This window comes from Streptomyces populi (assembly GCF_002911015.1).
Taxonomy (GTDB): domain Bacteria; phylum Actinomycetota; class Actinomycetes; order Streptomycetales; family Streptomycetaceae; genus Streptomyces; species Streptomyces populi.
The window spans coordinates 68,074-82,132 of sequence record NZ_KZ626860.1; the positions used below are offsets into that span (position 1 = coordinate 68,074).

A 14,059-nucleotide genomic window follows, 5' to 3' on the forward strand; every position below is an offset into this window, starting at 1 on the left:
GCCGGATCAGAGGCCCGCGGGGTCAGCCGCCGAACGTACGGCGGCGGCCATGTGGCGGCCGACGCGGCGGACGAGCAGTGCCATCTCGTGGGCGAGCTGTCCGACGTCCGTCTGCACCTCGCTGAGCACGGCGAGCCGGCTGCCGTCGCCCGCCGGAGTGATGAAGAGGTAGGCGTCGTCGAGCATCACCATGGTCTGGCGCACCCCGCCCGCGGCGAAGCGCTCGCCCACCGAGCGGGCGAGGCCGTGGAAGCCCGAGCAGACCGCCGCGAGGTGTTCGACGTCCCGTCTGCGCATGCCGTCCGAGCAGCTCAGCGGGAGGCCGTCGGCGGTGAGGAGCACGGCCTGGCGGACGTGATCGGTCCTGGCCACGAGGTCGTCGAGCAGCCACCCGAGATCGGTGCCGGGCCGGCCGGCGTCGTCCCCGGAGTCGTGGGCGGTGCCCGCGGGCTCCGGGTGGCGGTCCTCCAGGGGCTGGGCGGGGTGCTCTGGGAGCTGGTCAGGGCGCATCGTCGGCGTCCGTCCCTTCCTCGGTGTCGGTTCGCTGCGCGGGCCCGGGCCGCGCGGAGCCCTGCCCGCCGGCCTCCGGCTGTGCGGGCAGGCCCTTGCGGCCTCGGTCGAGGCCGCGCTGGAAGGCTCCGAAGACCGCGCGCATCTCCTCCGGCGTGATCTCACGCTCCGGCGGCTCGTCGGCCGCCGGTGCCGGGTCACGCAGTTCCGGGGCGAGGGCCCGCTGACGGACCCGGGTGGGCAGCGCGGGCGGTTCCGGAGCCGGGGCCTCCGGCGGTACGGGGCCGGTCCCGCGCTCCTCGGCCGTCTTCCGCCGCGCCGGGAGGACCGCGGTGGCGGTCCGCGTGGGCAGGACCGCGGGAGCCGTGTCGGCCACCACCGCCGGGGGCGTGGTCTCCACCGGGGCGAGGACCGTCTCCGGCAGCAGGACCACCGCCGTCGTACCGCCGTACGGCGAGCGGCACAGCGTGACCTTGATGCCGTGCCGCGCGGCGAGCCGCCCCACCACGTACAGCCCGAGCCGGTCGTGCCGGGTCGGGTCGAAGTCCTCCGGCGTGGTGAGGGTGCGGTGGGCCTCGTCGATCTGGTCGGGCTCGAGGCCGAGACCCCGGTCGTCGATCTCCAGGACGAACCCGCTCCCGGCCCGCCCGGTACGCAGGGTGACCTGGGTGCGGGGCGGCGAGAAGACGGTGGCGTTCTCGACGAGTTCGGCGATCAGGTGGACGACGTCGGCGACCGCGTCCGCCGCGACGCCCACCTCGGGCATCGGCGGGACCACGACGCGCGTGTACTGCTCGATCTCGCTCACCGCGGAGGCCACGACCTCGGCGAGGGGCACCGGCCGCCGCCAACGGCGGCCCGGGGCCGAGCCGGAGAGGATGATCAGGCTCTCCGCGTGGCGCCGCATGCGGGTGGTGAGGTGATCGATCCGGAAGAGGTCGTCCAGGACGTCCGGGTCGTCGGTACGCCGCTCCAGCGTGTCGACGAGCTTGAGCTGGCGGTGGACGAGCGCCTGGTTGCGACGGGCGATGTTCAGGAGCACCGCGAACAGTCCGCGGCGCAGGGTCGCCTGTTTGACGGCGGCCTCGACGGCGGCGAGCCGGGCGGTGTTGAAGGACCGGCCGACCTGACCGATCTCGTCGGCCACCGCCTCCATGTCCGCCAGCGGTGGTGCCTCCGCGGCCGCGTCGACCTCCTCACCTGCGCTCAACCGCTGCATGACGTGCGGAAGCTGACGGTTGGTCAGTAGGTCGGCGGCGTCGCGCAGCGACTCCAGGCGGCGCGAGATGCGCCGGGCGCCGCGCACCGCGAACCAGAGGGACAGCCCGACGGCCGCCAGTCCGAGCACACCGACGATCGCGGCCTTGGTGAGCTCCCGGTAGGCGAACGCCCGCCCGCGGGCACCGGAGTTGATCGCGGACCGGGTGCACAGCTGCATGTACCGCTTGACGGCACGGTCGCTGGTGGTGCGCCAGGATCCGGCCGCGACGGCCTCGCCCGCCCGCTGCGCGCCCGCCCGCAGCAGGGCGTCCTCGTCCCGGGTCAGTTCCCGGTGGAGGTCGTCGCGCTGGAAGGCCTCGAAGAGGGCGCGGGAGTCGGCCGGCAGGTCGGGCACGTAGGTCCGCTCGAAGACCCGGCGGTCCTCGATGGTCGCGGTGAGGGTGTCGTACTGGGGGTCGGTGAGGGCGCCGGCGGCCCGCGCCCCGGCGACGAGCGCGTCCTCGCGCGACACGAACTCCCGTACCCGCACCAGTTCGACGACGACCTGCGCCTCACGGGCCAGCTGTCCCGCCTGGAGTGCCGTGAGCGCGGACTCGACGTCGAATCCCGGTTCCACCAGGGTGCTGTATTCGGCCACGGCGCGGTCCCAGGTGACGTCGCGGGACAGCACCCGGCCGCGCAGACCCTCCAGCTCGCCGACGGAGTCGAGCATGACGTCGAGCGCCTGCCGCTGGTGGCCGGAGAGCCGGCTCCGGTCCCCGTTCCGGACGGCCGCGCGCAGCGCGGTCACGGCGCGGTCGGTGCGGCGCTCCTGGGCCAGCAGTTCGACGCCCGGCCGTGTTCCGCGCTTGGCGCCCAAGTATGCGGCGGCGAGGCGCCGTTCTATCTGGATCTGGCCGATCGCCGTGTCGACCGGGGTGCCGAAGTCGTTGTAGACGCCCTCGAGGCGGACGAGCGCGCGCAGTTCGCCGGTGACGGACACCATGGCGAAGCTCCACAGCGTCATGAGGGCGATCACCGGAGCGATCGAGAGGGCCACGATCCGCGAACGGACCGTGGGCGTACGGCCGAAGGGCCAGCGCATGATCTCCCCAGGACGACGGGACTACGGGACGGTCGGGTGGCCGGGTGACGGTCGTGACCCATCAGGTGTTACTCGCGGGTAGCGATCGTGGCTCAAAGTAGCGGATGGCCGGCCCGGACCGCAATGGCTTGGACTGACTCATCGTTCAACAAAATGGCACGTCACGGCACGGTCCCGATCATCGGCCGCCGTCGGACAGGGCGAAGACGGTGACGACCGCGGCGTGGTCGGAGGGCCAGTCGTCGCCCGCGACCTCCGGCCAGGGCCGCGGGGTGCCGACGCCCGGGGTGCGGGAGTCGAGGACGGTCAGGCCCCGGCGGAGGACGCCGTCCGCCTCCGACTCCCGGAAAGGACACCGGTGCTGCACGTGCTGCGGGTGCGCGGCCTGGACGGCGACCCGGTGCTGCCGGCTCGATCGGCAACAACGCCCTGGCGAGAAAGACGGCCGAGTAGCCGCCGGTCAGTGACACGGGCCCCGTGTCACTGCCGGGCGCCGGAGCGCCCGTAAGGGGCGCGGGGAACTGCGCAACAAGCCACGAAGCCCCCGCAGCGCCTGCGGGGGCAGGATCCGACCCCTGGGGCGCCCCGCACCTCCGGGGGCACCGACTAGGTCGGTGACCCCGACGAAAACCTCCGCAGGAGGGGCGAGAGAACCAGAACGGACTTCGTCCGCTCGACGAACGACTCCCCCGCGATCCGCTCCAGCACCCGCTCGAAGTGCCGCATGTCCGAGGCGAACACCTGCACCACCGCGTCCGCCTCCCCGGTGACGGTGGAGGCGGCCACGACTTCCTGGTAACGCTCCAGACCGCGCTGGATGGTCTCGGGCGAGGTGTTGCGGCGGCAGTAGATCTCGACGAAGCCCTCCGTCTCCCAGCCGAGCGCCGCCGGGTCCACCCGTACGGTGAACCCGGTGATGGCCCCGGTGGCCCGCAGTCGGTCGACCCGCCGCTTCACGGCGGGCGCGGACAGGCCGACCAGTTGCCCGATGTCCGCGTAGGAGCGGCGGGCGTCCTCGGCGAGGGCGTGCACGATGCGTTCGTCGAGATCGTTCAGCACTGCGGGTGGTTCACTTTTCTGCGAGGGGTTCTACGGTTGCTCGGCGACGGCGGGTTCCGCGGTCGCCATCCGGGACCGGCGGTAGCCGTAACTGAAGTAGAACACGAGCCCGACGGCCATCCAGACTCCGAAGACCACCCAGGTGACGGCGGACAGAGAAGCCATCATCCACACGCACAGCAGGAAGCCGATCGCGGGCATCACCGGCGCGAACGGAACCCGGAAGGTGCGGCGCATGGCCGGGCGCGTCCGGCGCAGCACCACGACGGCGACGTTGACCAGCGCGAAGGCGAACAGCGTGCCGATGCTGGTGGCGTCGGCGAGCTGGCCGAGCGGGATCGCGGCGGCGAGGACACCGCAGAACAGCGAGACGATGACCGTGTTGGCGCGGGGCGTGCCGGTCTTCGGGTGGACCCGGGCGAACACCTTGGGCACCAGGCCGTCGCGGGCCATCGCGAACAGGATGCGGGTCTGTCCGTAGAGCACGGTCAGCACGACGCTGGCGATGGCGATGACGGCGCAGGCGGCCAGCAGCGTGCCCCAGAAGGTCTGTCCGGTGACGTCCTTCATGATCTCGGCGAGCGCGGCCTCCGAGTCGCCGAACTGCCGCCAGGGCTTCGCGCCGACGGCGACGGCCGCGACGAGGACGTACAGGGCGGTCACGATGACCAGCGAGAGCATGATCGCGCGGGGGAGGTCGCGCTGCGGGTCCTTGGCCTCCTCACCGGCGGTGGAGGCGGCGTCGAAGCCGATGTAGGAGAAGAACAGGGTGGCGCCGGCGGCGCTGACGCCCGCCATGCCGAGCGGCATGAAGTGCTCGTAGTTGCCGGAGCGCAGGCCCTGGAGCCCGATCGCGCAGAACAGCACCAGCGCGGCGATCTTCACGGCCACCATGATGGTGTTGGCACGCGCCGACTCGCGGGCTCCGCCGAGCAGGAACGCCATCGCGAGCAGGACGACGATCAGCGCGGGCAGGTTGAAGATGCCCCCGTCACCGGGCGGCGCGGAGAGCGCGTCCGGGATGGTGACGCCGATGGTGCCGTCGAGCAGTTCGTTCAGGTACTCGCCCCAGCCGACCGCGACGGCCGCGACCGAGACGCCGTACTCCAGGACCAGGCACCAGCCGCAGATCCAGGCGATCAGCTCGCCCATCGTCGCGTACGCGTACGAGTACGAGGAGCCGGCGACCGGGATGGTGCCGGCCAGCTCCGCGTAGGAGAGGGCCGAGAACAGCGCCGTGAGACCGGCGATGACGAAGGACAGGGTGACCGCGGGTCCGGCCTTGGGGACGGCCTCGCCGAGGACCACGAAGATGCCGGTGCCGAGCGTGGCACCGATGCTGATCATGGTGAGCTGCCACAGGCCGAGGGAGCGCCGCAGCGAGCCTCCCTCGCCGTGTCCGCCCTCCTGCACCAGGTGCTCCACCGGCTTGCGGCGCATGAGACGCGCGCCGATGCCCGAAGAGGGTGTGGCGGACGTGGGTGGGGACTGCGGGGGTGCGCCTTGGTCGAGCACGCGCTGGCTCCTTCATCGCTGCCGGTCGAAGAGGACGGGAACCGGCGGCACCCCTGACAGCCGGGACCCGCCGAGCGGGGTCCCCGCCACGCCTGTGTACAGCGCCCGACCCTATGAGTTCGGGCTTCCCGGGCGTAATGCAGCAACCTTGCGCATCTCCGCAAGATCGTTGCGTTCATCGCATCCCGGCGCGTGATCGTTGCGCGGGACTTTTCGATGGTTGCGCAGGGCTGCTTCCGGCCGGGCCGGGAGCCGCGGGGACGGCCTGACGACCGCCGTGCGCCCGGCCCCGCGGGACGGCCGCGCCGGAGGCCGTCCACGCACACGGCCCCCGCTCCCGGAAGGGGAGCGGGGGCCGTACGGGGAACGGCGGCGGATCAGCTCCAGCTGGCGTGCAGGGGCTTGCCCTCGGCGTAGCCGGCCGCGCTCTGGATGCCGACGATCGCCTTCTCGGCGAACTCCTCCAGGGAGTCGGCGCCCGCGTAGGTGCAGGAGGACCGGACGCCCGCGATGATCGAGTCGATCAGGTCCTCGACGCCCGGACGGGCCGGGTCGAGGAACATGCGCGAGGTGGAGATGCCCTCCTCGAACAGCGCCTTGCGGGCGCGGTCGTACGCGGACTCCTCGCTGGTGCGGTTCTTGACGGCCCGCGCGGACGCCATGCCGAACGACTCCTTGTACAGGCGCCCGCTGGCGTCCTGCTGGAGGTCGCCCGGGGACTCGTACGTGCCGGCGAACCACGAGCCGATCATGACGTTGGACGCGCCGGCGGCCAGTGCCATGGCGACGTCGCGGGGGTGGCGGACACCGCCGTCGGCCCACACGTGCTTGCCGTACTTCTTCGCCTCGGCGGCGCACTCCAGGACCGCGGAGAACTGCGGCCGGCCGACGCCGGTCATCATGCGGGTGGTGCACATGGCACCCGGTCCGACACCGACCTTGATGATGTCGGCGCCCGCGTCGATCAGGTCCTTGACGCCCTCGGCGGCGACGATGTTGCCCGCGACGATCGGCACCTGCGGATCGAGCGCGCGCACGGTCCGGACGGCGCTGATCATCGACTCCTGGTGGCCGTGGGCCGTGTCGATGACGAGCGTGTCGACGCCCGCGTCCAGCAGCTGCTTGGCCTTGCCCGCCACGTCGCCGTTGATGCCGACGGCGGCGGCGACGCGCAGCCGGCCCTTCGCGTCGGTGGCCGGCGTGTACAGCGTGGCGCGCAGGGCGCCCCTGCGGGTGAGGATGCCCGCCAGCTTGCCGTCCGCGTCCACGGCGGGGGCGTAGCGGCGGTTGGCGGCGTCGAGCCGGTTGAAGGCCTCGCGGGGCTCGATGTCCGCGTCGAGGAGCAGCAGGTCCTTGGACATGACCTCGGACAGCTGGGTGAAGCGGTCCACGCCGGACAGGTCGGCGTCGGTGACCACGCCGACGGGACGGCCGTCCTCGTCGACGACGACGCCCGCGTTGTGCGCGCGCTTGGGCAGCAGCGCCAGCGCGTCGGCGACGGTCTGGTGGGGCGCGAGGACGATCGGGGTGTCGAGCACCAGGTGGCGGCCCTTGACCCAGGTGACGACCTCGGTGATGACCTCGATCGGAATGTCCTGCGGGATGACGACAAGGCCACCGCGACGGGCGACGGTCTCGGCCATCCGGCGGCCCGCGATCGCCGTCATGTTGGCGACCACGAGCGGGATGGTGGTGCCGGTGCCGTCGGGGGAGGCGAGGTCCACTCCCTGACGGGAGCCCACGGCCGAGCGGCTGGGCACCATGAAGACGTCGTCGTACGTCAGGTCGTACGGGGGCTGGATGTCGTTGAGGAAACGCACGTGCTGCACATCCCAGTCGATCAGAGGTGGCCCCCGGACAGGTCAGCCAGGGGGAAGAGCACGTACTTCATTGTCCCATGCAGTCCTGCAAGCGGTCCCCGGGCGGATCATCCAGGCTGGTCAGGGGGCAGTTGGTCGGATCCTCCAAGGGAGAGGACGACCGACAGCGCGGCGTCGAACTGCTCGTAGTACCCGGAGGCCGACTCCAGGACCTCCTGCGCCGTCTCCCACTCCTCGGGCCGGCTCCGCGCGTAGGGGCGCCAGCCGGTCACCACGACGAGTCTGCCCGGACTGGCCGGTCCCCAGTCGGGGTCGCCGAGCACGTCGGCGAGCGCGTCCCAGTTCCGCCCGAACCACTCCGGCAGGTCGAGGTCGCGAATGCAGCGCGCCATGAAGGCGCCCTTGTCGAGCACCCCGGAGAGGTCGAGCTCGGTGACCTGCCACCCGGCCGAACGGCACACCGCCGCGAGCGGACCGTGCGTCATCTCAGCACCGCCTTGAACGAGTTGTAGTGGTCGTCGGTGTAGAAGATCTCCCCGCCCCGCCCCGTGACGATGCGCCGGGCCCCGCGGTCGCGCTCCCCCGGGGTACGCACCGTGTACTCGTGGTAGTACCCCCTGGCCTGCCGGGGCAGCTCGCGCTCGAAGTTGCCGAAGACGGAGCCGTCCTTGGCGTAGGGGTAGGGGCCGCCCCGGTCGATGAGGGCGAGGGTCGCCCGCGCCTCGGCGGGAAGCGCGGCGGCCGGGACGACCGGCAGGCCGCCGGCCCAGGACGGAGTCGCCGCCGCACGGCTCGCGGCGGTGGCCGCGGAGTCTCCCGGACCGGCCGTGCCCGTCGGCGAGCAGCCCGCGAGCAGGACCGTCAGACAGACCAGCAGCCCGGCGAACAGGCGGCCCGTGAACGCGTGAGGGGACGGCCGCGACAGCATGACGTCGATGCTGCCACGGCCGTCCCCTCACGGCGCGCTCCGGTGCCGCCCTCAGGGCCCGTCCGGGTCCGCCCGGTTGAGCGCCGGACGCGGCGGCGGGCCCGCCGTCATCAGCGCGTCCGCGGCCGAGGTGTCCGTCACCAGGCTGGTGACGAGACCGGACCGCAGCACCGCGTCGATGGCGGCCGCCTTGCGCTGCCCGCCCGCTATGGCGACGACCTCGGGGATACGGCGCAGCCGGTCGGCCTCGACCGTGATGCAGCGCTCGCCGAGGTCACGCCCGACCCGGCGGCCCTCGGCGTCGAAGAGGTGCGCGGACATCTCGGCGGCGACCCCGAGGGACGCGTAGTGCGCGCGCTCCTCGTCGCTGAGCATGTCGTGCACCGTGGAGATGCCGGGCTCCCAGGAGCCGATGGAGACGCAGGCGACGGTCACCTTGTCGAAGTACTCGAAGGCGCGGGCGATTCCCGTCTGGTGGCGCAGCGCCGCCGCGGTGGCCGCGTCGGGCAGCAGCATCGGCGCGTAGATGGGGTGGGCGTCGCCGCCCGACACCTGCGCGGCGCGCCGGACGGCCTCGACGGAGCCGCGCTCGGCGGTCCCGGCGTCGTACACGCCCGTCAGCTGCACCACGGTGCACGGCGGGAGCCGGTCCAGGGCCGCCGCCATGTGGATCGTGGAGCGGCCCCAGGCGAGGCCGAGCACATCGCCCTCGTTGACGAGTTCGCCGAGCAGGTCGGCGGCCACCTCTCCGAGGTTCTCCGGGTCGGGCGACTCCTCGGCCTCGGCCGGGGACTCGACGACCACGGCGTGCCGCAGGCCGTAACGGGCCCGCAGCGCGTCCGAGCGCTCCGCGTCGAGCTCGGCGGGGACGCGGATCTCGATCCTCACGAGATCCCGTTCGAGAGCGGTCTCCAGGACCCGGGCCACCTTGAAGCGGCTGACGCCGAACTCCTCGGCGATCTGGATCTTGGATTTGCCCTCGAGGTAGAAGCGGCGGGCCATGGCCGCCGCCTGGACCAGCTCAGCGGGTCCCATCCGCATGGCTGACCGGCCCGCCGACATACCCGACACGGCCATCTCCTCACTTCTGTTCACACTCTGGATTCGCCGTTCATCCTCGCAGATCCGGCGCACTTGATCCGCCCTGATGGGCGGCGTTCACGTTCCCTTGGCTCAGTGGTCGCACGCCCACGACGCACGGGCCGTCGCCTCCTCGGCCTGCGTGCGCAATGCACGTACCGCCTGAGCGGGGTCCGCCGCCCCGTACACCGCCGAACCGGCGACGAACACGTCGGCTCCCGCCTCCGCGCACCGCTCGATGGTCGAGGCCGAGACCCCGCCGTCGACCTGGAGCCACAGTTCCAGGCCGTGCTTGCTGATCAACTCGCGCGTGCGGCGGATCTTGGGGAGCATGATGTCGAGAAAGGCCTGGCCCCCGAATCCGGGCTCGACCGTCATGATCAGCAGCATGTCGAGCTCGGGCAGCAGGTCCTCGTACGGCTCGATGGGGGTCGCGGGCTTGAGCGCCATGGAGGCACGGGCGCCCTTGGCCCGGATCTCCCGGGCGAGCCGTACGGGCGCGGCGGCGGCCTCCACGTGGAAGGTGACGGAGCCGGCACCGGCTTCCACGTACTGGGGCGCCCACCGATCGGCGTCCTCGATCATCAGATGGCAGTCCAGCGGAGTGTCCGTCGCACGGGCCAAAGACTCTACGACCGGCACCCCGAGGGTGAGGTTCGGTACGAAATGGTTGTCCATGACGTCGACATGGAGCCAGTCCGCGCCTTCCACCGCCTTTGCCTCCTCGGCAAGACGGGCGAAGTCGGCGGACAGGATGCTGGGGTTGATCTGCGCGGCCATGCCCCAAGACTGCCATGTCCCGGGCTCGTTGCCCGCCCCGGTCCGGACCTGGATCGTCCCGCGCACGCCGTACGACGGTCCGCCGTGCCATTCTGGACGGTCCGACGGCACTGCGTCCGGTCCCGGGGGTGGGCATGAAACGGCTCGACGTCTGGAAGCACGGAGCCATCGGAGTCGTGTGCGGCCGGCGGTCCAAGTGGCTGGTTCTCGCCCTGTGGCTCCTGGTGCTCCTGTTCGTGGCCCCGCTCGGAACGAAACTCAGCGACGCCCAGGACAACGACGCCCAGTCCTGGCTGCCGGGGTCGGCCGAATCCACCCAGGTCCTCGACATCTCCAAGGGGTTCAGGCCCGAGCAGATCCCCGCGGTCGTCGTCTACGCGCGCCCGGACGGTCTGACGGTGCAGGACCGGCGGCAGATCGCCGAGGACGTCCAGCAGCTGAAGACACTGCACGAGCACGGCATCCGCGGGGCGGAGACGCGGGGGCCGTTGTTCGACCGGCAGCCGGATCCGCGCGCGGCACAGGTGTACGTCCCGATCACCATGGACGCGTCCGGCTGGCAGCGGATCTCCCCCGCCGTCGACTCCATCCGTGACCAGGTCGGCAAGGGCGACGACGGGCTCTCCGTGCACATCACCGGGCCCGGCGGTACCGCCGCCGACTCCGCCAAGGCCTTCGAGGGCATCGACTCGACGCTGCTCTACGCGGCGATGGCCGTCGTCATCGTCATGCTGCTCATCACCTTCCGCAGCCCGACCCTCCTGTTCGTCCCGCTGCTCGGCGTGGTCGTCGCCCTGTTCACGGCCCAGGCGCTGATCTATCTGCTGGCGAGACACGCCGGTCTGACCGTCAACGGCCAGAGCGCGGGCATCCTCACCGTGCTGGTGTTCGGCGCGGGGACCGACTACGCCCTGCTGCTGGTCGCCCGCTACCGCGAGGAACTGCGCCGCCACGAGGACCGGCACGAGGCGATGGCACTCGCCATGAACCGGGCCGGACCGGCCATCCTCGCCTCGGGTGCCACGGTCGTCCTGAGCATGCTGGTGCTCCTGGTCGCCGAGATGAACTCGACGCGGGGCCTCGGCCCGGTCGCGGCGATCGGCGTGGCCGTCGGCCTGATCGCCATGCTCACGCTGTTCCCCGCGCTGCTGCTCGTCTTCGGCCGCTGGATCTTCTGGCCGGCCGTCCCGCACCTCGGGTCGGCCGATCCGACCCGGAGCGGTGTCTGGGCGCACATGGGCCGGCGGATCGCCCGCCGCCCCCGGACCACCTGGGTCGCCACGGCGCTGGCACTGGGGCTGCTGTCCCTCGGCCTGATCCAGCTGCGGGCCGCGGGCATCCCCAACGCCGACCAGTTCACCGGGAAACCGGACTCGATCACCGGCCAGGAGGTGTCGGCGCGCTACTTCCCCGCCGGTGGCGGGGACCCGCTGGTCATCGTGGCCGACACGGCCCAGGGCAGACAGGTCGGCGAGGCCGTGGCGGCGGACCCGGGCGTGGTGACGTCGAGCATCGGGGTGCCACCGGGCGTCGCGCCCGTGCACGACGGCAAGGTGCTGTTCGAGGCGACCACCCGCGCCCCCTCCGACAGCGCGGCGGCCAAGGACACGGTGGAGCGGGTGCGCGACGCGGTGCACGCCGTTCCGGGCGCCGACGCGAAGGTGGGCGGCGGCTCGGCGGCCCTGCTGGACATGGAGAACGCCCAGACGCACGACAACTACCTGGTCATCCCGCTCGTCCTGGTGGTGGTCCTGCTGGTCCTGAGCGTCCTGCTGCGCGCCCTGGTCGCCCCGCTCCTGCTGATCGGGACCGTGGTGCTGTCGCTGGCCACCGCCCTCGGCGTGAGCGCGCTGGCCTTCCGGCACGTCTTCGACTACGCGGGCGAGGACGTGGCCTTCCCGCTGTTCGTCTTCGTGTTCCTGGTGGCGCTCGGCATCGACTACAACATCTTCCTGACCACCCGCATCCGCGAGGAGGCCACCAGACACGGCACGCGCCAGGGCGTGGTGACGGGACTGGCCACCACCGGCGCGGTGATCACCTCGGCCGGTCTGGTCCTCGCGGGCACGTTCGCGGCCCTCGGCACCCTGCCGGTCGTGGGCTTCGCGGAGATCGGCTTCGCGGTCGCCCTCGGCGTGCTCCTGGACACCTTCGTGGTGCGCTCGGTGCTGGTCACCTCGCTCTTCCTCGACGTCGGCCCGAAGGTGTGGTGGCCCAACCGGCTCGCGCACGAGGACGGCGGGTCCCGCCCCGCGGACGCGAGCCCTCCGGGCGAGTCCGGGGAGCCGGGGACGTCCGGCACGGCCGGGCGTCCCGGACCGTCCCGGGAGCCCGCGGTGCCGCCGAACCCCGGGGACGCCGAAGACCCCACGAGACCGGCTCGGCCACCCGGCTGAGGGCACGGACCGGAGCCGCACGGCCGCGCCGCGCCCGACCGGAGCGTGCGCGCGGCCGCCCGGTCCGCGGAACGGCGCACGGCGGGGCGGACCGGAGGCGGCACGGCAGTCGGAAGCGGCGCGGCGGGCGGGCGCTGAGCGGGACGGCGGTGCGGTCGGCCCGGATCCGTCCGGCCCCGCCGCGCGGCCGGGTCAGCCGGTCCGGCGGATCAGGGCCAGGTACATCGCGTCCGTGCCGTGCAGGTGCGGCCACAGCTGGACGTCGGGGCCGTCGCCCAGCGCGGGCACGCCGGGCAGCAGCGGACGGGCGTCGAGCAGTTCGGCGGAGCCGTCCTCGAGGTGCTTGAGGACGTCGTCGACGACGGCGCGGGTCTCGGCGAGGTGCGGCGAGCAGGTCGCGTAGCCGACGACACCACCCACGCGCACCGACGCGAGCGCCGTGCGCAGCAGTCCGCGCTGGAGCGGCCCGAAGCCGTCGAGGTCCTCGGGGCGGCGGCGCCAGCGGGCCTCGGGACGGCGGCGCAGGGCGCCCAGGCCCGTGCAGGGGACGTCCATGAGCACCCGGTCGAAGGTGCCGGTCCGCCACGGCGGGCGGGTGCCGTCGGCGGCGATGACCTGGTAGGGGCCGGGGTTCCCGGCGAGCGCCTTGGCGACGAGCCCCGCGCGGTGCGGCTGCTTCTCGGAGGCGAGCAGCCTCGCCCCCCGCTGCGCGGCGAGGCCCGCCAGCATCGCGGCCTTGCCGCCGGGCCCGGCGCAGCCGTCCAGCCAGAGGCGGTCGGGGCCGTCGAGCGGCGCGTTCGCCAGGGCGATCGCCACCAGCTGGCTGCCCTCGTCCTGGACGCCCGCACGGCCCTCGCGCACGGCGTCGACGGCGCCCGGCTCGCCGCCCTCGGTGAGCCGCACGGCGTACGGGGACCAGCGCCCGGGAAGCGCCGAGTCCTCGTCGAGGGCGCCGAGGAGTTCCTCGGCGGTGGAGCGTCCGGGCCGGGCGACGAGGGTCACCTCGGGCCGCTCGTTGTCGGCCTCCAGCAGGTCCTCGATGCCCGCCCGGCCGCCGCCGAGGGAGTCCCAGAGCGCGGAGACGACCCAGCGCGGGTGCGAGTGCACGACGGCGAGGTGGTCCTCGGGGTCCTCGTCGTAGGGCGGGGCGACCTGTTCCAGCCAGGTGTCGAGGTCCTGCCGCGCGACCTTGCGCAGCACCGCGTTCACGAACTTGGCCCGCCCGTCGCCGAGCACCACCCGGGCCAGCTCGACCGAGGCGGAGACGGCCGCGTGCGTCGGGATGCGGGTGCCGAGCAACTGGTGGACGCCGAGGCTGAGCACGTCGAGGACCGGCGGGTCGACCTCGCGCAGCGGCCGGTCGACGCACGCCGAGATGACGGCGTCGTACGTCCCCTGGCGGCGCAGCGTGCCGTACACCAGCTCGGTGGCGAGCGCGGCGTCCCGGGCGTCGAAGTCGCCCTTGTCCCGCGCCTTGCGCAGCAGCGGCGGCAGAACGAGGTTCGCGTACGCGTCCCGCTCGTCCACGGCCCGCAGCGCCTCGAAGGCGAGCATGCGGACCGGGTCCTTCTGGGGGCGGCGGTAGGGCTTGCCGGGCTTCTGCGGCCGACGGGGCTGCTCACTCACGAAAAAGGTGCTCCGGATCCAGGAAAAAGATGCGCTTATC

The 14,059-nt window shown here is 72.9% G+C and carries 12 protein-coding genes; 2 read left to right on the forward strand and 10 right to left on the reverse strand.

Annotated features, from left to right (window positions below; translation table 11 throughout):
- Window positions 1-6: 6 nt before the first annotated feature.
- Both CW362_RS13670 and CW362_RS13675 read right to left on the reverse strand, forming a co-directional pair.
- Window positions 7-510 (reverse strand): roadblock/LC7 domain-containing protein, encoded by a 504-nt coding sequence (locus tag CW362_RS13670; protein WP_240657776.1) that lies wholly within the window; start codon window positions 508-510, stop codon window positions 7-9.
- Window positions 500-2,815 carry a sensor histidine kinase gene (locus tag CW362_RS13675; protein WP_103549706.1) on the reverse strand — a complete coding sequence of 772 codons (2,316 nt, stop codon included), beginning with the start codon at window positions 2,813-2,815 and terminating at the stop codon, window positions 500-502. The genes CW362_RS13670 and CW362_RS13675 overlap by 11 nt, the downstream gene beginning before the upstream one ends.
- Before the next feature lie 223 nt (window positions 2,816-3,038).
- Between CW362_RS13675 and CW362_RS45610 the strand changes: the two genes are divergently transcribed.
- On the forward strand, window positions 3,039-3,323 hold the full coding sequence (locus tag CW362_RS45610) for a UTRA domain-containing protein (RefSeq protein WP_376451626.1): 285 nt from the start codon (window positions 3,039-3,041) through the stop codon (window positions 3,321-3,323).
- A 98-nt stretch (window positions 3,324-3,421) separates the two neighbouring features.
- Here the strand turns inward: CW362_RS45610 and CW362_RS13690 are convergent, their stop codons facing one another.
- From CW362_RS13690 to rpe, 7 genes are all read right to left on the reverse strand, one after another.
- Complete coding sequence (locus CW362_RS13690) at window positions 3,422-3,874, reverse strand: Lrp/AsnC family transcriptional regulator (protein WP_037621108.1); 453 nt, start codon at window positions 3,872-3,874, stop codon at window positions 3,422-3,424.
- A gap of 30 nt (window positions 3,875-3,904) precedes the next feature.
- Complete coding sequence (locus CW362_RS13695; protein ID WP_103549707.1) at window positions 3,905-5,389, reverse strand: amino acid permease; 1,485 nt, start codon at window positions 5,387-5,389, stop codon at window positions 3,905-3,907.
- Window positions 5,390-5,766: 377 nt separating this feature from the next.
- Window positions 5,767-7,209 carry a GuaB1 family IMP dehydrogenase-related protein gene (locus tag CW362_RS13700; RefSeq protein WP_162684063.1) on the reverse strand — a complete coding sequence of 481 codons (1,443 nt, stop codon included), beginning with the start codon at window positions 7,207-7,209 and terminating at the stop codon, window positions 5,767-5,769.
- A 107-nt stretch (window positions 7,210-7,316) separates the two neighbouring features.
- Window positions 7,317-7,694: a barstar family protein gene (locus tag CW362_RS13705; RefSeq protein WP_103549709.1), complete on the reverse strand. Its 378-nt coding sequence runs from the start codon at window positions 7,692-7,694 to the stop codon at window positions 7,317-7,319.
- Complete coding sequence (locus CW362_RS13710) at window positions 7,691-8,137, reverse strand: guanyl-specific ribonuclease (RefSeq protein WP_103549710.1); 447 nt, start codon at window positions 8,135-8,137, stop codon at window positions 7,691-7,693. The genes CW362_RS13705 and CW362_RS13710 overlap by 4 nt, the downstream gene beginning before the upstream one ends.
- Before the next feature lie 51 nt (window positions 8,138-8,188).
- Window positions 8,189-9,232 (reverse strand): sugar-binding transcriptional regulator, encoded by a 1,044-nt coding sequence (locus tag CW362_RS13715; RefSeq protein ID WP_162684062.1) that lies wholly within the window; start codon window positions 9,230-9,232, stop codon window positions 8,189-8,191.
- Window positions 9,233-9,310: 78 nt separating this feature from the next.
- On the reverse strand, window positions 9,311-9,997 hold the full coding sequence (rpe, locus tag CW362_RS13720; RefSeq protein WP_103549712.1) for a ribulose-phosphate 3-epimerase: 687 nt from the start codon (window positions 9,995-9,997) through the stop codon (window positions 9,311-9,313).
- Between the two features lie 134 nt (window positions 9,998-10,131).
- Here rpe and CW362_RS13725 point away from each other — a divergent pair, with 134 nt between their 5' ends.
- A complete protein-coding gene (locus CW362_RS13725) occupies window positions 10,132-12,393 on the forward strand; it encodes an MMPL family transporter (RefSeq protein ID WP_103549733.1) in 2,262 nt (753 codons plus the stop codon).
- A 192-nt stretch (window positions 12,394-12,585) separates the two neighbouring features.
- Here the strand turns inward: CW362_RS13725 and CW362_RS13730 are convergent, their stop codons facing one another.
- The gene (locus CW362_RS13730) at window positions 12,586-14,019 is read right to left on the reverse strand and encodes an RsmB/NOP family class I SAM-dependent RNA methyltransferase (RefSeq protein ID WP_103549713.1); all 1,434 of its coding nucleotides are present in this window, start codon (window positions 14,017-14,019) and stop codon (window positions 12,586-12,588) included.
- Window positions 14,020-14,059 lie beyond the last annotated feature (40 nt).

Bases quoted from the DNA above. Each gene is read 5' to 3' on its own strand.
- CW362_RS13670 (WP_240657776.1), bottom strand. From the start codon at position 510: ATGCGCCCTGACCAGCTCCCAGAGCACCCCGCCCAGCCCCTGGAGGAC.
- CW362_RS13675 (WP_103549706.1), bottom strand. From the start codon at position 2,815: ATGCGCTGGCCCTTCGGCCGTACGCCCACGGTCCGTTCGCGGATCGTG.
- CW362_RS13705 (WP_103549709.1), bottom strand. From the start codon at position 7,694: ATGACGCACGGTCCGCTCGCGGCGGTGTGCCGTTCGGCCGGGTGGCAG.
- CW362_RS13710 (WP_103549710.1), bottom strand. From the start codon at position 8,137: ATGCTGTCGCGGCCGTCCCCTCACGCGTTCACGGGCCGCCTGTTCGCC.
- rpe (WP_103549712.1), bottom strand. From the start codon at position 9,997: ATGGCCGCGCAGATCAACCCCAGCATCCTGTCCGCCGACTTCGCCCGT.
- CW362_RS13725 (WP_103549733.1), top strand. From the start codon at position 10,132: ATGAAACGGCTCGACGTCTGGAAGCACGGAGCCATCGGAGTCGTGTGC.